The sequence below is a fragment of the Streptomyces sp. YIM 121038 genome (genome assembly GCF_006088715.1).
Taxonomy (GTDB): Bacteria; Actinomycetota; Actinomycetes; order Streptomycetales; family Streptomycetaceae; genus Streptomyces.
The window spans coordinates 852,408-869,346 of the sequence record NZ_CP030771.1; the positions used below are offsets into that span (position 1 = coordinate 852,408).

Genomic DNA, 16,939 nt, shown 5'->3' on the forward strand with positions numbered 1-16,939 from the left:
CGAACCGGGATCCCTCGAACGTGAGGCCCTCGAACTCAACTCGATCACCCCCGACGCGCCGCTATGCCCTGCGGACCACGTCACAGGGGTGGGACCGTGGGAGGCGAGTGGAAGGCCGGTCCAAGAGGCCTGCCGCCACCTCGACGGGAAGGTCGGCCGCGGATGGGATTCGGCTTCACGCAGCGACGCGGCGGGCAACTGCCCGTGGAGCGGACGGGTTTCGTCGGGCGGTCCGACGACCTCGCCCGGGTCCAGGAGGCGTTCGCGCGGGCTCCGCTGGTCACCCTGGTGGGTCCCGGCGGCGTCGGCAAGAGCCGCACGGCGCTGCGCGTGGCCGCCGCGGTCACGGAGGACTTCCCCGACGGAGTGTGGCTCGCGGAGCTGTCCGGCCTGCGCGACCCCGAGCTCGTGCCCGCGACCCTGGCCGCCGTGCTCGACCTGCCCGAACAGCCGGGGATGGAGCCGCTGGACGCGGTGGTGGCGCATCTGCGGGCGCGCCGTCTGCTGCTCGTCCTCGACACCTGCGAGCACCTCGTGGACGCGTGCGCGCTGCTCTGTGACGTCCTGCTGCGGGAGGCCGCGGGCGTGGCGGTCCTCGCCACCAGCAGGCAGCCGCTGGACGTGCCCGGCGAGCGGTGTCTGCCGCTCGCGCCGCTCCCGGCCGACGACGCCCTGGAGCTGTTCGCGCAGCGCGCGGCCGCCGTCGTACCGGACTTCACCGTCCACGACAGCAACCGGGCGCAGGTGGGGGCGCTCGTGGAGCGCCTCGACGGCATTCCCCTCGCCCTCGAACTGGCCGCCGTACGACTGCGGGCCGTGCCGCTCGCCCAGCTCGTCGCGCGCCTCGACCAGCGCTTCGGGGTGCTCACCGGCGGGCGCCGCACGGAGCTGGCCCGGCACCAGACGCTGCGTACGGCGATCGACTGGTCGTACGAGCTGTGCGCGCCCGCGGAGCGGCTGCTGTGGGCGCGCCTCTCGGTGTTCGCCGGCCCCTTCGAGCTGGCGACGGCGGAGCGGGTGTGCGCGGGCGGCGGCCTGGGGGCCCGGGACGTCCTGGAGGCGCTCGTCGGGCTCGTCGACAAGTCGGTGGTGCAGCACCTGGGCGGAAGCACGGGCCGCTACCGCCTCCTCGACACGATCCGCGCGTACGGCGGGGAACGGCTCGACGACCCCGACGGCAAGGGGCACGCGGACGACGCGGTGAGCGTGCGGGAGCGGCACTTCGCGCACTACCAGGAGCTGGGGCAGCGGCTGTGGGACGAACTCCTGACCCCGGCGCAGGCCGCGCTGTACCGGGAGGCGCGGGAGGCGGTCGCCGATCTGCGGGCGGCCCTGGGGCACGCGTTCGCCACCCCGGAGCGCGCCCCGCAAGGGCTGTGGCTCGCGGCGCAGTTGGCGCCGTTCTGGCGTGCGGTGGGGACGCTCTCGGAGGGGCGGTACTGGATCGACAAGGGGCTCGACCTGGTGCCCGAGGAGCGTGCGGAGCGGGCCTGGGGCCTGTTCCTCTCCGGGGTGCTCGCCGTGTGGAGCGGCGACCTCATGGCGGCGCCGGGCCTGTTCGAGGAGGCGCGTGAGGTGGCGGTGCGCTGCGGCGAGCCGCGCGTGGTGCTGTTCACCGAGCCGTATCTGGGGGCCATGCGCGCGCTGTGCGGCGAGGTCGACGAGGGCCTGGCCGAGCTGGAGCGGGGGCGGCGGCGGATCGTGGAGGCCGGGGACCTGCTCGGCATCGGCGTGGTCCACTACGAGGGCGCCCTCCTGCGGGCCGTCCTCGGCGACGTCGACGGCGCCCTGGAGCTGTGCGCGACCGGGCTCGCCCACCTCGAGGACACCGGGGACCGGCAGCTCTACGCCTCGACGCTGATGGTGCAGGGCGTCGTCCTGTGGCTCGCCGGGCGGCACGACGAGAGCGCCCCACCGCTGCGCCGGGCCCTCGACGCCGTGAGCGAGGTCGGGGACGTGCTGGTCGCCGCGCTGTGCTGTCTGGGGCTCGCCGGGCACTCCGCCCAGCAGGAACGGTACGCCCGCGCCGCCTGGCTGCTGGGGTACGCGGAGAGCGCGCGGCGGCTGACCGGGGATCCGGTGGCCATGCTGCCCTCGCTCCTGGACGAGCAGGAGGCGGTGCAGCGGGCCGTGCGCGGCGCCCTGGGCGAGGCGGTGTTCGCGCGCTGGCACGGGCTCGGGGCGCGGCTCACGGGCACGGAGGTCCTCGCGGCGGTGCGGGCCGACCTCGACGTGCCCGCGTCGGCGCGGTCCCTGCCCGGTGCCCGCCGGGGCCACGCGGCCGACGCCCTCACCCCCCGCGAGCGCGAGGTCGCCGCGCTCGTCGCGCGGGGCCTGTCCAACCGGGAGATCGCCGAACGCCTGGTCATCTCCAAGCGCACCGCCGACACCCACGTCGAGCGCATCCTCGCCAAGCTGGACCTCACCTCGCGCGCCGACGTCCGGGCGGCGCTGGAGGACTGATCCACCGGCATACGTACGTACGCGGCCGCCCCCACGGCCGCCGCGGGGGCGGCGTGGCCCGCGCCCGCACGCGCCGCGTACGTATACGGATCGTGGCAGGTCACGGATGCCGGGACGCCCCGGAGCCCGGGACAGTGGGCAGAGCCAGCCGGGACGCGGTGCCGGGCGCCGGCAGCGTCGTACGCACGCCTGCCAGGCACGGGCGCCCCGCACCGCCTCCCCCACCGGGCTCGCCGTCCCGGCCCGGCCGGACGCGGCCCGCCGGTGAGACACCCGGAAAACCGGTGGAGCGGCGCCGCCGTCCTGCCCTACCGTGCTGGCGAACCGAGTCGCCTGGGCAAGGACGTGCCGTTGTACACCGTGTGAGACCTCCCGAGAGCTGATCTGTCGCGCGTCGCGCCTGCGTGCCGCGCTCCTTTTTGCTGCGGACTTCTCACTGGAACCGGTGTACTTCTGTGCTCACTAGCTGGGTGGTCATGCCCACCTGCCTGCCGACCGTCCTCCGCCGCTGCGCCGCGTGCGCGTCCGGCCGCTTCCGGGCGAACGGCAAGTTCCGTGTCAACGCCCACCACAAGCTCCTCGACGCCTGGCTCCTCGTGCTCTGCACCGCCTGCGGGGACACGGCGAAACTCACCGTCCTGGAGCGGACGAACGTGCGCTCCATCCACCCCGGACTCCTTGGCCGGATGCACGACAACGACCCTTCCCTGGCAGCCGAACTGCTCCAGGACCCGGTCCTGCGGCGCCGCAACCGCGTCGCCCTCGACTGGGACGGGGCCTGGCGTCTGGACACCGGCGGATCGGATCACCTGGACCGCGAGGTACTGGACGTCTCGGTCCGCTTCGCGGCCCGGATCCCCGTCCGTCCGGCACGCCTGATCGCCGAGGGCTGCGGCCTCTCGCGGGCCGAGGTCGAACGGCTCGTAGCGGAGGGGAAGCTCGTCTCGGCGGTCCGGCTGAGCGGCAAGCACTCCAGCGACTTCACCTTCACGCTGAAGCGCTGAGCCCTCCCCCGCGCCAGGGCCCGTCCGGCACGACCTGCGGACAGGCCCTGGTGGTCGCGGAGTTCCCGTGGCACGCGCCTCCGCCCCCTCCCGCTCAGAAGACGGTGCCTCCGGCGTCGACGTGGAGCGTGGTGCCGGTGATGTAGCTCGCCCGGGGCGAGGCGAGGAAGCAGATCGCCTCGGCGATCTCCTGGGACGCGGCCGTGCGCTGGAGCCCCAGCTCCTTGGCCACGCCCTCGTTGCCCTCCTCGCCCCATGCGGCGAGGACGCCTTCGGTGCGGGTCGGGCCCGGGGCGACGCTGTTGACCCGTACGCCGCCCTCGGCGAACTCCGCCGCCCAGGTGCGGGTCAGCGAGTCCAGCGCGGCCTTGGAGGCGCTGTAGACCGAGGCGCCGGGGATCGCCTTGTGCGCGGCGAGCGAGGTGACGTTGACGATGCTGCCCCCGCCCCTTTCGCGCATGTGCGGCACGAGCGCGGCGACCAGGAAGTAGGCACCGCGCACATGGGTGTCGAAGACCCGCTCGTAGTCCGCCACGCTCTGCTCGACGGTGAGCGAGGTGGGGAAGACGCCCGCGTTGTTGACGAGGATGTCCACCGGACCGCTCCGGCGCGCCAGTTCCGCCACCGAGTCCAGGTCGGCCACGTCGGCGGGGACGAACCGGACCGCCCCGTCCTCCTGCGCGGCGTGCGCCGCGTTCTTGCCGCGCCGGGCGTCGCGGCCGGTGATGACCACGTCGGCACCCGCACGGGCCAGCGACCGGGCCGCCGCAAGGCCGATACCGGAAGTGCCTCCGGTGACCAGCGCGACCTTTCCCGTCAATTCCATGACGTGTGTCCTCTCTGTATGCGTAAGGGGAGGGGCGATTCAAGTGCGATGGCCGTGGCGGAAATGCGACCACCTCCGCTATTCCGGTAGATCATTCCGGCCGGATCTCCAGCTCTGCTCTTCGGGTCGGCGTTTCGGAATTCCCGCCGTGTCAGCCCCTGGGGAATTCGCCGCCGTCCACGACGAGGCTGCTCCCGGTCAGCCAGCTCGCCCGGGCGGAGAGGAGGAACAGCACCGCGTCGGCGATGTCGTCGGGCTCGCCGTCGCGCCCCAGCGGCGGGGCGGTGAGGTCCTGGCCCGGCCCCTCCGACAAGTGCGCCCACTGCTCCCGGGTGCGCTCGCCGCCGGGGGTGGCGGTCCGGCCGGGCGACACCGTGTTGACGCGGACGCCGAACGGGGCCAACTCCTGGGCCAGGCCCCTGCTGTAGTTCTCCAGCGCCGCCTTCGCCGCCGTGTAGTGCAGGAACGGCGGCGCCACCGTGGGGACCGCGGCCGAGGAGACGTGCACGATCGCCCCGGAGCGCCGCTCCCGCATCTCCGGCGCCAGCAGCGCGTCCAGGCGCACCGAGGCCAGGAAGTTCAGGTCGAGCGCGTCCTGCCACTCTTCGTCGGGGATGGCGAGGGCGCCCCGGTGCGGCCCCGCCCCGCCCGCGTTGTGGACGAGCATGTCCACCCCGCCGAGGGCCTCCCGCGCGGCCGCGGCGAGCGCTTCGGCACCGGCCCGTGTGCGCACGTCGGCCTCCACGAACACGGCTCCCTCGGGCACCGTGTCCGCCGCCGACCTGGCCGTCGTGAGCACCTGGGCGCCCGCGTCAAGGAGCTGCCGCACCACGGCCGCCCCGATGCCACGGGACCCGCCCGTCACCAGGGCACGCTTCCCTACGAGTTCCCACGTTCCCGGTCCCGCCGTGTTCTCCATAGTGGTCATGGTCGACCGATCCTCTCCCCGCAATGTCGGCATGGAACGCTCGACGGAAGAAATAACGACGTACGCGGCGCGTGCCCCCGCGGAGAATGCGCGGTAGGGGGCGCCTCGTCGAGCGGTTTCACCGTACGTACGGAAAGGAGCGAGGAGCAAAGACGAAATGCCAACAGGCGCTATAGGAAGGCCCTATGGCCTCCTCGACCGCCCCGGCGCCGCGCCCGGCGCAGCGTGGCGATGAGGGCGGCGGACGCCGTGACCATCAGGGCGGCGAAGACGGGGTGCATGTCCTTGGACAGGCTCTCCGCGGCGTCGGGGCGCGTCAGCCAGACGACGAGCGGGACGAGGTAGGTGACGGCGAGCACGGTGGCGGCCCGGCGTGCCGCCGGTTCGCGGACGCGGCGGACCGCGCCGACCAGTGCGACCGCGACCGGGAGGCCCGAGACGAGCGCGAACTGACCGATCACCATGACGGGCACCGCCCAGGCGGAGACGGTCACGGAGCGGGGGACTCGGCGGGTGGGGCGGGCCGGGGCGCGGCGTGCGGCGACTGTGGTGGTCATGGGGTTCCCCTCGTCTGCTGGAGCACGGCGGCGCGCGGCCGCACCGCGCGCCCCACACTGAGATAGATGTCAGCGTGTTCGTTAGATGTTGTAACTCAGAGGGGAGTGAGGGGTCAACAGGCTGCGTGATAGCTTCTAACTAAATCGCGAAGATATAGCCGTAGGGCGCGGAGGGTGCAGGCCATGGCGAAGGCAGAGCCGGAAGCAGGGACGAAGACTCCCAGGGAGCGCTACCGCGCCCAGGTGCGCGCGGAGGTCAAGGAGCACGCCTGGGAGCAGATCGCCACGGCGGGGGCCACCGCGCTCTCCCTCAACGCGATCGCCAAGCAGATGGGCATGAGCGGACCCGCGCTGTACCGCTACTTCGCCAGCCGCGACGAGCTCATCACGGAGCTGGTCCGGGACGCGTACCGCAGCCTCGCCGACACCGTCCGCGCGGCCGCCGCCGACGGTGCCGACCTCGCCGGACTCGCCCACGCCCTGCGCGGGTGGGCCCTGGCGGATCCCCAGCGGTACTTCCTCGTCTACGGCACGCCCGTGCCCGGCTACCACGCGCCGGAGGACATCACCGGCATCGCCTCCGAGATCATGGCGACCCTGCTCGACGCCGGCGCGGCCCTCGCCCCGGACGGCTCCGCGACGCCGTTCCGCGCGCACCTGGAGGACCACCGGGCCTGGGCCGGGGACCACCCCGCCCCGCCCGCGGTCCTGCACCGCGCCCTGTCCTTCTGGTCCCGGCTGCACGGCGTCCTGTCGCTCGAACTCGCCGGGCACTTCACCGGCATGGGCTTCGACCCGGCCCTGTTCTTCGCGGCCGAGCTGGACAGCCTGCTGCCGAAGGGGACGTGACCCGCCTCAGGCCGTGCGCGCCGCGTCCGCGAGGACCTCGGCGACGACGTGGCGCGCCACCGTCGCCATCCGCCGGTTCCTGTCCCGGTAGTAGCTCAGCTCCATCAGGGCGATCGACAGGGCCCAGCCGCGGCCCCGCGCCCAGGCGGCGTCGTCCGGCGGCAGCGCGGCCCGGAAGGCGTCGCGCACCTCGGCGGGCAGGACGTACCACGCCACGATGAGGTCGACGGCGGGATCGCCGAGGCCCAGGCACTCGAAGTCGATGACGGCGCTCAGCCGCCCCCGGTGGAGCAGCAGGTTCCCCGGTTGCAGGTCCGCGTGGATCCACACCGGCGGGCCTGACCGCTCGGGGGCGCGCAGGGCCGTCTCCCACGCGGCGGCCGCCGCGGCCGTGTCGATGACCCCGTGCAGGTCCGCGAGGGCGTCGCGGGTCTCCGCGTCCCGGTCCTTCAGGGACCCGCCGCGGTACGAGGGCGGCCCGCCCGCGGGGTCGACGCCCCGCAGCGCCAGGACGAACTCCGCCAGGGCGGTGGCGAGCGCGCCCGGTTCGGCGATCCGGCCGACGACCGGGTTCTCGCCCTCGATCCAGCGGTAGACGGCCCAGCGCCAGGGGTACCCCTCGGCCGGTATCCCCTCCCCCAGCCGCACGGGCACCGGCACGGGGAGCGACGGCGCGAGCCTCGGCAGCCACACGTCCTCCTTGGCGACCTCGTCGGCGGACCCCGACTCGCGCGGCAGCCGCACCACCAGGTCCTCGCCGAGCCGGTACATGACGTTCGACGTACCGGCCGAGTCCACCGCCTCGACGGCGAGGCCCACCCACTGCGGGAAGTGCGCGGCGATCAGCCGTCGTACGAGAGACGCGTCGACGCGCGGGGTGCCAGAGCTCATGGATGCCCTTCCGAGGCGGGTTCCTCAACGTGCGCGGGGGCGTGCGGACGCGCAGGACATCCGAACGCTCCGGGGCCGGGCGCGTCAACCGAAATTCGCCGGGGGCGCGCGGTGTCAGCCGCGCAGCCGCGAGTTGAGCCGGGCCGCCTGGCGCGTGAGGTGGTCGCGTTCGGGCAGGGTGGGGGCCGAGCGGGCGGCTTCGGCGTAGAGCCGTGCGGCGGTCACCGGGTCGCCGTCGCGCTCGTGCAGATACGCCGCGACGGCGGTGTGCCGGGGCAGGGCGGGGTCGAGCTCCGCCAGGGCGGCGAGGCCCGCCCGCGGGCCGTCGGCCTCGCCCACCGCGACGGCCCGGTTGAGGCGGACCACGGGACTGTCGGTGAGGCGCACCAGTTCGTCGTACCACTCGACGATCTGCACCCAGTCGGTCTCCTCGGCGGCCCGGGCGTCGGCGTGCAGCGCGGCGATGGCCGCCTGGGCCTGGAACTCGCCCAGGCGGTCGCGGGCGAGGGCCTCCTGGAGGATGGCGATGCCCTCGGCGATGAGCGAGGTGTCCCACCGGCCGCGGTCCTGCTCGGCGAGCGGTACGAGGCTGCCGTCGGGGCCGGTCCGCGCCGCGCGCCGGGCGTGGTGGAGCAGCATGAGCGCCAGCAGGCCCGCGACCTCCTCGTGGTGGGTCCTGGCCGCCAGTTGGCGCGTGAGCCGGATCGCCTCGGCGGCGAGGTCGACGTCGCCGGAGTAGCCCTCGTTGAAGACCAGGTAGAGCACGCGCAGCACCGTGGCGACGTCGCCGGGCCTGTCGAGACGGACGCCGGAGACGGTCCGTTTGGCCCTGCTGATGCGCTGGGCCATGGTCGCCTCGGGCACCAGGTACGCCCGGGCGATCTGCCGGGTGGTGAGGCCGCCGACCGCGCGCAGCGTGAGCGCGACGGCCGAGGCCGGGGTCAGGGACGGGTGCGCGCACAGGAAGTACAGCTGGAGCGTGTCGTCCACCCCCGCGCCCGGTCCGGGCGCGGGCTCGGCCTCGACGCGCTCCTCGCGCCGCCGCCGCGAGGTGTCGGCGCGCACGGCGTCGAGGAACTTGCGCCAGGCCACCGTGACCAGCCAGCCCTTGGGGTCCCGCGGCTCCCCGGCCGGCCACCCCCGCACGGCCTCGACCAGGGCCTCCTGCACGGCGTCCTCGGCCGCCGCGAAGTCGGCCCCGCGGCGGACGAGGACACCGATCACCTCGGGCACGAGGTCGCGCAGCAGCGACTCGTTCACTCGGCGGTCGGGCAGTGCTCGCCGTAGACGGGGCGCAGCTCCAGCCACTCGTGGATCGGCTCGCCGCCCGCGCCCGGAGCGGCGGACAGCTCACCGGCCAGTTCGACCGCCCGGTCGTACGTTTCCACGTCGATCATCATCCACCCGGCGATCAGGTCCTTCGTCTCCGCGAACGGGCCGTCGGTGACCGGCGGGCGGCCCTCGCCGTCGTAGCGGACGAACGTGCCCTGCGGGGAGAGCGCCTGGCTGTCGACGAACTCACCGGTCTTCTCCAGGCGGGCGGCGAAGTCGTTCATGTACCGCACGTGGGCGGTGACCTCGTCCGGCTCCCACTGGTCCATGGGCACGTCGTTGACCGACGCCGGGGCGCCCCGGTAGTGCTTGAGCAGCAGGTACTTCGCCATCGTGAGCTCCTTGGTGAGGTACGGCCCATTGTGGCCGTGTTCCGCTCCTGGGACGGAGCCGCACACGGGTTCTCGACATCCCCCCGCGAAGTTCTTCCGACGGATTTCACAGCCTCCGCGGGCTAGCCGTGGAACGCCTTGCGCAGGGCTTCGCCGAACGCGCGGGGGTGCGTGGTCAGGCCCGTGTGCCCGCCGGGGAAGCTCAGCAGGCCGGTGCCCAGGCGCTCGGCCAGGCGGGCGGTCGCGCGGTGGGGCAGTTCGCCGTGCGAGTCCTGGCCGCCCGCGAGCACGAGGCGGTCCGCCAGCGCGCGCAGCCGGTCGACGTCCGGGGTGTGGGACATGAACGGCGGCACGACGCGCGTGACGAAGTACGGCAGGTCGGCCATCGTCCGTTCGGCCCGCGCCGCCGCCCGGGGCGGCAGTGCGGGCGGCGCCTGGGGCGCGGCCTCCCGCGCGGCGGTGGCGCCCCGCGTGAGCCCGGCGGCGAACACGGTCATGGCCGCCCTCAGCCCCTCCGCGTGGAAGGTCTCCTGTACGCGGGCGACGAGGGCGCGGTGCTCGGCCGCGTCGGGCAGGAGCTCCACCAGCGGCGGCTCGTGCGCCACGAGGCGTTCAACGCGCTCGGGGTGGGTGCCGAGCAGGTGCAGGGCCGCGATCGCCCCCGAGCTGGCGCCGAAGACCCGGGCGGGCCCGGCGGGCGAAAGGCGTTCGAGGAGCCGGTACGCGTCGTCGGCGTGCTCGGCCACGTGCTGCGCGGCGCCGGGGTCGTCCAGCGGGCTGCGGGACAGGCCGCGCGGGTCGTAGGTGGCGACGGTGTGGTCGGCGGCCAGGTCGTCCGCGACGCCGTCGAAGGCGGCCGCGCCGCCCGACCCGCCGGGGATGAGCAGCAGGAGCGGGCCCCGGCCGCGCACTTCGTAGTGCAGGGTCGCGCCGGGCACGCGCAGGCTGCCGGTGGTCGGTCCGGTCATCGGGGGTCTCCTTCTCGGGACGGGGGCCAGTGCTCCAGGAGGGTGTGCAGGGCGTCGAGGGCGCGCTCCCAGGTCCGCTGCGGCGACCGCTCGTGCGCGAAGGCGCCCGCGGCCTCCAGGGCGACGAAGCCGTGGAAGGTGCTGCGCAGCACGCGGACCGCGTCGGTCAGATCGGGCTCGGCCAGGCCGTAGCCGCGCAGCATGCCGTACGTCAGCTCGACGGCGCGGCGCGGTCCCGCGGCCCGGGCGGCCAGTTCGGGGTCGATGGGGATCGGGGTCTGCGTCGCCGTGTAGCGGCCCGGGTGCGCGTGGGCGTACTCCCGCCAGGCGTTGGCGAACGCGACCAGGGCGTCCTTGCCGGACCGTCCCACGGTCGCCTCCGCGATGCGGAGGGTCTTCTCGTCCGCCGCGAGGAGCGCGATGCGGCCGCGCAGGTCCTCCAGGCCGCGGACGTGCCCGTACAGGCTCGCGTCCTTCACCCCGAGCCGCCGCGCGACCTGCGACATCGTCACGCGGTCGAGGCCGACCTCGTCCGCGAGCTCCGCGCCCGCCCTCGTCACCGACTCCGCCGTGAGCCCGGCCCGCACCATGCGCCCTCCCGCTTTCCTAGGGATCCTAGTTTTAACCTAGGACCCCTAGGATGGCAAACGGAAAGCCTTCCCTTTCCGGCCCGCCTCGCACCGGCCAGGGGCGGGCCCGCGGTCCGCCGGGAAGCCCGCGCCCGCGCCTTGCGCCCGGCGGATCCCGGGGCGCGGCGGCACGCCCCGCCCGACCGGCCCGGCGGGGCGCCTTCCAGCCAGAGTCACCGCCGCTCGCTCACGCTCAGCGATCAACCCCTTGCTCACCGTTCAGGAATCTGACTAGCGTCCTTCGCCTACGGGGCGCGCCCCGCGCCGACGTCCGTACGCGCGCCACGCCCTCACCCCCAACCCCGAGGAGGCAGCCGCATGCCCCAGCCCGTCGAGGTGTCCTCGTCCGTCGCGGAAGCGAACCGCGCACAGGGCGTCCGGCAGGACGCGGACGACTTCGAGGACGCCACGCGCGGCCATCTGGCGATCCCGCCCCTGCCCGCCGTCCCGGCCCGCACCCCCGGCGGCGCGCCGGTGTGGGACTTCGCCGGCTCCGCGTTCCTGCACCGCAGCGACACGCCCCCGCCCTCGGTCAACGCGCACGTGTGGCGCCGGGGCCAACTCGCCGCCATCGCCGGTCTCTTCCTGGTGACGCGCACGCCCGAGCACGCCCTCTACCAGGTGCGCGGCTACGACCTCTCGAACATGACGATCGTCGAGGGCGACGCGGGCATCGTCGTGCTCGACCCGCTGGCCAGCTACGAGACCGCGCAGCACGCCCTCAAGCTCTACCGCGACACCACGGGCAGCCGGAAGCCCGTCGTCGGCGTCCTCTACACCCACAGCGACGTCGACCACTTCGGCGGCGTGCGCGGCCTCTTCCACGAGCGCGGCGGGGAGGTGCCCGACATCCCGGTCATCGCTCCCGACGGCTTCCTGGAGCACGTGACCGGGGAGCAGCTGGGCGCGGGCCCGGCCGTGGCGCGCCGCGCCACGTACACGTACGCCGCCGGGCTCGACAAGAACCCGTACGGTCAGGCCGGTTCGGGACTCGGCCTGACCGTCTCCACCGGTGAGGTGACGCTGATCCCGCCCACCGTCAGCGTGGGCGACGCCGACCACGGGCCCGTGCCGCGCGAGCAGTGGTCGGGCGAGGACGTCATCCCCTGGCGGCCGGGCCTGTACCGGCAGGTCGTGGGCGGCGTCCGGATCGTCATCCAGCGGGACCGGGGCGCCACCGAACCGGCGGCCATGAACCTCTACTTCCCGCAGTTCAAGGCCCTGTGCATGGCGGACAGCGCGGCGCACGCCCGGCCCGGCGGGCGGGTGCGCGACGCCCACACCTGGTCGCGCCGCCTCACCGAGGCCGTGCAGAGCTTCGCGGGGCACACGGAGGTCGCCTTCGCCTCGCACCACTGGCCGCTGTGGGGCCGGGAGAGGATCACCGAGTTCCTGAGCGTCCAGCGCGACGTGTACGCGTACCTGAACGACCAGACGCTACGGCTGATCAACGGGGGCAGGAACGGCCCGGAGATCGCCGAGGAGCTGCGGCTGCCCGCCGTCCTCGCGGACCACTGGTACACGCGCGGCCGCCACGGCCCGGTCGGCCAGGACGCGAAGGCCGTCCACCAGCACTACCTGGGCTGGTTCGACGGCAACCCGGCGCACCTGTGGACGTATCCGCAGGCCGAGGCGGGCCGCCGGTACGTGGAGGTGATCGGCGGGCCCGACGCCGTGGTGAGCGCGGCACGCAAGGCCTATCAACAGGGCGATCCGCGCTGGGCCGCCGAGCTGCTCAACCACGTCATCTTCGGCTGCCCCGAGCGGAGCGGCCCGGCCAGACGGCTCCAGACCAAGGCGCTCAGCCAGCTGGGCTACGGCGCGGAGAGCGGCACGTGGCGCAACCTCTGCCTCAGCGGCGCCCGCGAACTCGCCGTCGGCGTGCGGCAGTACGCCCGCCCGGCCACCGCCGACCTCATCGGGAGCCTCAGCGTCGAACAGTACTTCGCCGCGCTGGCCCGCCGCCTCGACGGCCCCCGGGCCGCCGACGAACAGCGCTCCCCCCTCGTCCTGCGGTGGCGCGTCACCGGCGCCCCCGAGCAGGAGTGCACCACCACGCTGCGCCACGGCGTACTGATCCACGTGCCGGGCAGGGACCGCCTCGCGGGCACCCCGCAGGCGACGATCACACTCTCCCGGGCCGTCCTCGACGACTTGTGCCTCGACGGCCCGGACTTCCGGCGCAACTTCACCGCGGCGGTCGGCAGGGGCGAGATCACGCTCGGCTCGACGGATCAGCTGCCGTACGCGGAGGCGGTGTTCGCGTACGTCACGGCTCCGGACCCGGGGTTCCCGCTCGCGGCCCCGGCCGTGCCGCGTCAGGCGCCGGTCCCCCCGAGGGCGGGCAGGAACTGGTCGTAGAAGTCCGTCTTGAGCCGCAGGGAGCGCTCCTCCATCTCCTGGAAGCCGTCGGCCGAGGGCTCGCGGGCGAGCAGTTCGCTCAGGCGGCGGCCGAGGCGGTCGGCGTGGGTGGTGGAGAGCAGGGAGACCCGGGCGAGCGGGTTGGCCTTCGCGTCGTGCGAGTGGTGCGGGTAGTAGAAGCGCGAGCGGTTCTCGCCGTCCCGGGTGAGCAGGGGCCCCATGCGTTCCCACAGGCGTCCGTACTCGACGGACACCAGGATCTCGCCCCAGAAGCGCAGGAGCGTCAGCATCCGCACGTCGGCGTCCGGCTCGGCGCCCGCCTCGGCGATCATGTCGAGGGAGTCGAGGATGACCTTGCGGGTCGTCGCGGAGGGCTTCGACGTGACGATTCTCCGCTGCGGGATGCCCAGTTGGCGCAGGTCCTCGGTCATGTCCTCGCGGTGCGAGCGGGTGTGGCCGTGGCTGTCGGGGTACTCCTCGCGCAGGATGACCCGGGCGATCCGCAGGCTCACCTCGTCGCTGAGGAGGTCGATGGCCAGGTCGTAGCACGGGGTGAAGGCGAGGGACACGAAGCGGCGTTGCAGCAGGACCTCGGCGAAGGCGTCGTCCGGAAGGAGCGCGATGTTCGCGAGCACCGGGTGCCGGTCGAACCGCTCGACCAGGGCGTCCTCGAAGGCGTCGAGGCGGTCGAGCCCGCCCGCGGCGCCCGGCGCGCCGAGCACGCCGGTCACGGCCGCCGCCCCGGCACGTCCGTCACGTCGGTCCGATCCGTTCTGTCGCTGCATGGCCGTGCTCTCTCTTCCCGGGTCACAGGTTGATCCTTCCGACGGATCCGCGCCAGTCGCTCATGTCCACGGCGCAGCCGATGCTCCAGAGCGTGTCCACCTCCCGCTGCACCTCCCTGCCCATCACGGTGGCGCAGCCCTCGATCTCCATCTGGGTGGAGCGGATCGCGAGCCGTCCGTGCAGGAACGAGCTCACCAGGTAGTGCTCGTCGGCTTTGTAGACGGCGACGGACGGCAGGGAGTTGTACACGCGCACTTCGAGGCGGGCGCGGTCCTCGTCGCCCGCGTCGTGCACCAGGGAGGCGAGGGTGGACAGGCACTGCTCGATGTTGGCCCTGACGTCTCCGTCGCGGGCGGGGTCCCGCACCGTGCGCAGGGCCTCGCTGCGCAACCCGGCCACCGGCGACGACGGGTGCAGGAGCAGGACGCGCACCCGCACCTGGCGCTCCACGATGGCCTTGCGCAGCCCGCGGTCGAACTCGTCGAGGTTCGGTATCCACGTCTGCAGGATGGTCACCTCGCGCGTCGCGCCGTCCACGAGCGTGGCGAACCGGTCGTCGGGGAACCGCTCGTGCACCCGCACCACACCGGCGTAGTGCCGCTGCCTCAACTCCTGCGCGAGGGCGTCGATGTCGAGCTTGGACAGCTGCGCGTGCACGTCGTCGAGCACCTTGAGCCGGTCGAACTCCAGGAGCAGGAAGAGCGTGACGGTGCTCAGGATGAGCAGGGTGACCTTGGGCAGGGTGCTCCCCGGCGCCAACTTGTCCAGCCAGCCCAGCAGATCGGCGAGCACCACCACGATGCCCGCCCCGGCCATCACGGCCAGCGCGATCCGCTCGGCCCGATAGCGCATGCCGCCCCGCATCCCCCGCTCCCACCTGCCGATCGGCGCCGTCGGCGACGATGCTAGCCGGGGGGCGGGGGCAGCGGAGGGCGTTCACGTAGTACGACGACCATCGAAGTTTGACAGTCGTCGTACTTTCGGCTTGGGTGATCCACGGTGCCGCACGGCGCGGTGCCCCAACTGGGGGAAGGACGGCGCGTGATGGCCAGGACGGTGCGGTTCCACGAGTACGGCGGGGCTGATGTGCTGCGGATCGAGGACGTGGCGGTCGGTGCGCCCGGCGCCGGTGAGGTGCTGATCCGCGTGGACGCGATCGGGCTCAACCGCGCCGAGGTGCTGTTCCGCGGCGGCCACTACATCGAGACGGCCAGGGAGTTCCCCGCACGGCTCGGCGCGGAGGCGGCGGGAGTGGTCGAGGCCGTCGGCGCCGGGGTGACGGGCTTTCGGACCGGCGACGCGGTCAGCGTGGTGCCCGCCTTCTCGATGAACGACTACGCCGAGCGCGCGCTCGTCCCGGCGGCCGCGCTGCTGCACCGCCCCGAGGGCCTCGACGCGGTCGCGGGCGCGGCGGTCTGGATGCCCTATCTGACGGCGTACGGGGCTCTGGTGGAGGTCGGGGGGATGCGCGCCGGGGACACGGTCGTCCTGACCGCGGCCTCCAGCAGCGTGGGCCTCGCCGCGATCCGGACTGCCCGCAGGGTGGGAGCCGTGCCCATCGCCACCACCCGCACCGGCGCCAAGAAGGAGGCACTGCTCAAGGCGGGTGCCGCGGCTGTCGTCGTCACCGAGGAGGAGGACGTCGTCGAGCGGGTGCGCGCGCTGACGGGCGGCCGGGGCGCCGAGTTCGTCTTCGACGCCGTCGCCGGTCCGGGCGTGGTGGACCTGGCGAAGGCCGTCGCCCCCGGTGGCACGCTCTTCCTGTACGGGGCGCTGAGCGGCGAGGTCACCCCGTATCCCGGCTTCGACCTCGGCATGCCCGCGCTGAACATCCGCACCTACACCCTGCACGAGGTGACCACCGTGCCCGAACGGCTGCGCCGCGCCGAGGCGTTCGTCGCCTCCGGCCTCGCCACCGGCGCGTTCGAGCCCGTGGTCGACCGCACCTTCCCCCTGGAGGAGATCGCCGACGCGCACCGCTACATGGAGGCGGGCCGACAGGTGGGCAAGATCGTGGTGACCGTGGGGGCACACGCCGTGGGGACACACACGGACGGCGACGGCGCTGTCGTCTGAGCGGTTCCGCGGAGGGGCCTAGCCGCCGCGCACCGCCCCGCCCGGGGGTGCCGTCCGGAAGTCCCCCGGCGTCCACCCCGTCGTCCGCCGGAAGAACTTCCCGAAGTTCGCCGCCTCGTCGAAGCCCAGGCGGCGCCCGATCGCGGCGGCGCTCAGGTCGGTGTGGACCAGGAGCCGCTTGGCCTCAAGGGCCACGCGCGCGTCGATGACGGCCTTCGCGGGCCGTCCGGTCGCGGCGAGGCAGGCCCGTGTGAGGGTCTTGGGGGTGGTGGCGAGCCGGTCGGCGTACACCGCCACCGAGCGTTCGGCGGCGAAGCCCTCCTCCACGGCCGTACGGAACCGGCCGAACAGTTCGCCGGGGCCGACCGGGGCGGGCTCGCCCTCCGGCTCCGGGAGCAGCGCGATCCGCAGGAGCAGCGCCGCCAGGGTGTGGCGCAGCAGATCGGTGCCGAGGCCGCGCGGCCCCGTCTCGTACGCGTCGTGGGCGGTGCCCAGCAGGTCGGTGAGGCGCGTGAGGTCCCTGAGGTCGGGGCCTCGCGCGCGCCAGTGCGCGGGCGCGAAAGGGTCGTCGAGGAGGGGTCCGATCCGCAGGGGCGGCGGGAAGTCGGGCGTGAACAGCACGAGGCGGGCGCCGAGCCCCGGCTCACGGGCGTAGGCGTGGACCTGACCGGGCCTGATCCACAGCAGGGTGCCGGGGCGGCAGTCGTGGCCGACGAAATCGACCATGTGAGTGCCGTGCCCGCGCGTGACCAGGACGAGCAGGTGGAAGTCAAGGCGCTGCGGCCCGCCGCTGCCCTGGTCAGGGGCGTGCTCGCGCTCCTCGGCGAGGGTCCGCACGTCGATGCCGAGGGCCGGGCAGTGCGGGTTGCGATAGCTGATGTCGCTGATCGGCGCCGCAGACGGTTGTCCGTTTTTGACCATGACTGCTCCCGAAGAT

16 protein-coding genes are annotated in these 16,939 nt (G+C 73.9%); 5 read left to right on the top strand and 11 right to left on the bottom strand.

What is annotated here, in order from left to right; genetic code table 11:
* The first annotated feature begins 162 nt into the window (after window positions 1–162).
* On the top strand, window positions 163–2,463 hold the full coding sequence (locus C9F11_RS03450) for a LuxR C-terminal-related transcriptional regulator (protein WP_138957848.1): 2,301 nt from the start codon (window positions 163–165) through the stop codon (window positions 2,461–2,463).
* A 455-nt stretch (window positions 2,464–2,918) separates the two neighbouring features.
* The gene (locus C9F11_RS03455) at window positions 2,919–3,467 is read left to right on the top strand and encodes a DUF1062 domain-containing protein (protein ID WP_138957849.1); all 549 of its coding nucleotides are present in this window, start codon (window positions 2,919–2,921) and stop codon (window positions 3,465–3,467) included.
* 94 nt (window positions 3,468–3,561) lie between these two features.
* On the opposite strand, the gene C9F11_RS03460 is transcribed toward C9F11_RS03455, so the two are convergent.
* The 3 genes from C9F11_RS03460 to C9F11_RS03470 form a co-directional block, all read right to left on the bottom strand.
* Window positions 3,562–4,293: an SDR family oxidoreductase gene (locus C9F11_RS03460; RefSeq protein WP_138957850.1), complete on the bottom strand. Its 732-nt coding sequence runs from the start codon at window positions 4,291–4,293 to the stop codon at window positions 3,562–3,564.
* A gap of 151 nt (window positions 4,294–4,444) precedes the next feature.
* A complete protein-coding gene (locus C9F11_RS03465) occupies window positions 4,445–5,221 on the bottom strand; it encodes an oxidoreductase (protein ID WP_138957851.1) in 777 nt (258 codons plus the stop codon).
* 170 nt (window positions 5,222–5,391) lie between these two features.
* Window positions 5,392–5,778, bottom strand: coding sequence for a hypothetical protein (locus C9F11_RS03470; protein ID WP_138957852.1), 387 nt, complete (start codon window positions 5,776–5,778; stop codon window positions 5,392–5,394).
* A 183-nt stretch (window positions 5,779–5,961) separates the two neighbouring features.
* On the opposite strand from C9F11_RS03470, the gene C9F11_RS03475 reads away from it, so the two are divergent.
* A complete protein-coding gene (locus C9F11_RS03475; RefSeq protein ID WP_138957853.1) occupies window positions 5,962–6,627 on the top strand; it encodes a TetR/AcrR family transcriptional regulator in 666 nt (221 codons plus the stop codon).
* A gap of 6 nt (window positions 6,628–6,633) precedes the next feature.
* Here the strand turns inward: C9F11_RS03475 and C9F11_RS03480 are convergent, their stop codons facing one another.
* From C9F11_RS03480 to C9F11_RS03500, 5 genes are all read right to left on the bottom strand, one after another.
* Window positions 6,634–7,518, bottom strand: coding sequence for an aminoglycoside phosphotransferase family protein (locus C9F11_RS03480; protein WP_138957854.1), 885 nt, complete (start codon window positions 7,516–7,518; stop codon window positions 6,634–6,636).
* 114 nt (window positions 7,519–7,632) lie between these two features.
* Window positions 7,633–8,778, bottom strand: a complete 1,146-nt coding sequence (locus tag C9F11_RS03485; protein ID WP_138957855.1) for a DUF6596 domain-containing protein — start codon at window positions 8,776–8,778, stop codon at window positions 7,633–7,635.
* On the bottom strand, window positions 8,775–9,182 hold the full coding sequence (locus C9F11_RS03490; RefSeq protein ID WP_138957856.1) for a YciI family protein: 408 nt from the start codon (window positions 9,180–9,182) through the stop codon (window positions 8,775–8,777). Before C9F11_RS03490 ends, C9F11_RS03485 begins: the two co-directional genes overlap by 4 nt.
* Before the next feature lie 122 nt (window positions 9,183–9,304).
* Window positions 9,305–10,150 (bottom strand): alpha/beta hydrolase, encoded by an 846-nt coding sequence (locus tag C9F11_RS03495; protein WP_138957857.1) that lies wholly within the window; start codon window positions 10,148–10,150, stop codon window positions 9,305–9,307.
* Window positions 10,147–10,740, bottom strand: coding sequence for a TetR/AcrR family transcriptional regulator (locus C9F11_RS03500; protein WP_138957858.1), 594 nt, complete (start codon window positions 10,738–10,740; stop codon window positions 10,147–10,149). Before C9F11_RS03500 ends, C9F11_RS03495 begins: the two co-directional genes overlap by 4 nt.
* 357 nt (window positions 10,741–11,097) lie before the next feature.
* Between C9F11_RS03500 and C9F11_RS03505 the strand changes: the two genes are divergently transcribed.
* Window positions 11,098–13,140: an alkyl sulfatase dimerization domain-containing protein gene (locus C9F11_RS03505; RefSeq protein WP_138957859.1), complete on the top strand. Its 2,043-nt coding sequence runs from the start codon at window positions 11,098–11,100 to the stop codon at window positions 13,138–13,140.
* On the opposite strand, the gene C9F11_RS03510 is transcribed toward C9F11_RS03505, so the two are convergent.
* Window positions 13,098–13,925: a hypothetical protein gene (locus C9F11_RS03510; RefSeq protein WP_212767795.1), complete on the bottom strand. Its 828-nt coding sequence runs from the start codon at window positions 13,923–13,925 to the stop codon at window positions 13,098–13,100. The genes C9F11_RS03505 and C9F11_RS03510 overlap by 43 nt on opposite strands.
* A gap of 22 nt (window positions 13,926–13,947) precedes the next feature.
* A complete protein-coding gene (locus C9F11_RS03515) occupies window positions 13,948–14,778 on the bottom strand; it encodes a hypothetical protein (RefSeq protein WP_212767796.1) in 831 nt (276 codons plus the stop codon).
* Between the two features lie 192 nt (window positions 14,779–14,970).
* Between C9F11_RS03515 and C9F11_RS03520 the strand changes: the two genes are divergently transcribed.
* The gene (locus tag C9F11_RS03520; RefSeq protein ID WP_138957861.1) at window positions 14,971–16,002 is read left to right on the top strand and encodes a zinc-dependent alcohol dehydrogenase family protein; all 1,032 of its coding nucleotides are present in this window, start codon (window positions 14,971–14,973) and stop codon (window positions 16,000–16,002) included.
* Between the two features lie 18 nt (window positions 16,003–16,020).
* Here C9F11_RS03520 and C9F11_RS03525 read toward each other — a convergent pair whose 3' ends face one another.
* Window positions 16,021–16,923, bottom strand: a complete 903-nt coding sequence (locus C9F11_RS03525; RefSeq protein ID WP_171075622.1) for a helix-turn-helix transcriptional regulator — start codon at window positions 16,921–16,923, stop codon at window positions 16,021–16,023.
* Between the last annotated feature and the right edge of the window lie 16 nt (window positions 16,924–16,939).

Bases quoted from the DNA above. Each gene is read 5' to 3' on its own strand.
- C9F11_RS03450 (WP_138957848.1), top strand. From the start codon at position 163: ATGGGATTCGGCTTCACGCAGCGACGCGGCGGGCAACTGCCCGTGGAG.
- C9F11_RS03460 (WP_138957850.1), bottom strand. From the start codon at position 4,293: ATGGAATTGACGGGAAAGGTCGCGCTGGTCACCGGAGGCACTTCCGGT.
- C9F11_RS03465 (WP_138957851.1), bottom strand. From the start codon at position 5,221: ATGACCACTATGGAGAACACGGCGGGACCGGGAACGTGGGAACTCGTA.
- C9F11_RS03470 (WP_138957852.1), bottom strand. From the start codon at position 5,778: ATGACCACCACAGTCGCCGCACGCCGCGCCCCGGCCCGCCCCACCCGC.
- C9F11_RS03475 (WP_138957853.1), top strand. From the start codon at position 5,962: ATGGCGAAGGCAGAGCCGGAAGCAGGGACGAAGACTCCCAGGGAGCGC.
- C9F11_RS03480 (WP_138957854.1), bottom strand. From the start codon at position 7,518: ATGAGCTCTGGCACCCCGCGCGTCGACGCGTCTCTCGTACGACGGCTG.
- C9F11_RS03490 (WP_138957856.1), bottom strand. From the start codon at position 9,182: ATGGCGAAGTACCTGCTGCTCAAGCACTACCGGGGCGCCCCGGCGTCG.
- C9F11_RS03495 (WP_138957857.1), bottom strand. From the start codon at position 10,150: ATGACCGGACCGACCACCGGCAGCCTGCGCGTGCCCGGCGCGACCCTG.
- C9F11_RS03500 (WP_138957858.1), bottom strand. From the start codon at position 10,740: ATGGTGCGGGCCGGGCTCACGGCGGAGTCGGTGACGAGGGCGGGCGCG.
- C9F11_RS03505 (WP_138957859.1), top strand. From the start codon at position 11,098: ATGCCCCAGCCCGTCGAGGTGTCCTCGTCCGTCGCGGAAGCGAACCGC.
- C9F11_RS03510 (WP_212767795.1), bottom strand. From the start codon at position 13,925: ATGCAGCGACAGAACGGATCGGACCGACGTGACGGACGTGCCGGGGCG.
- C9F11_RS03515 (WP_212767796.1), bottom strand. From the start codon at position 14,778: ATGCGCTATCGGGCCGAGCGGATCGCGCTGGCCGTGATGGCCGGGGCG.
- C9F11_RS03520 (WP_138957861.1), top strand. From the start codon at position 14,971: ATGGCCAGGACGGTGCGGTTCCACGAGTACGGCGGGGCTGATGTGCTG.
- C9F11_RS03525 (WP_171075622.1), bottom strand. From the start codon at position 16,923: ATGGTCAAAAACGGACAACCGTCTGCGGCGCCGATCAGCGACATCAGC.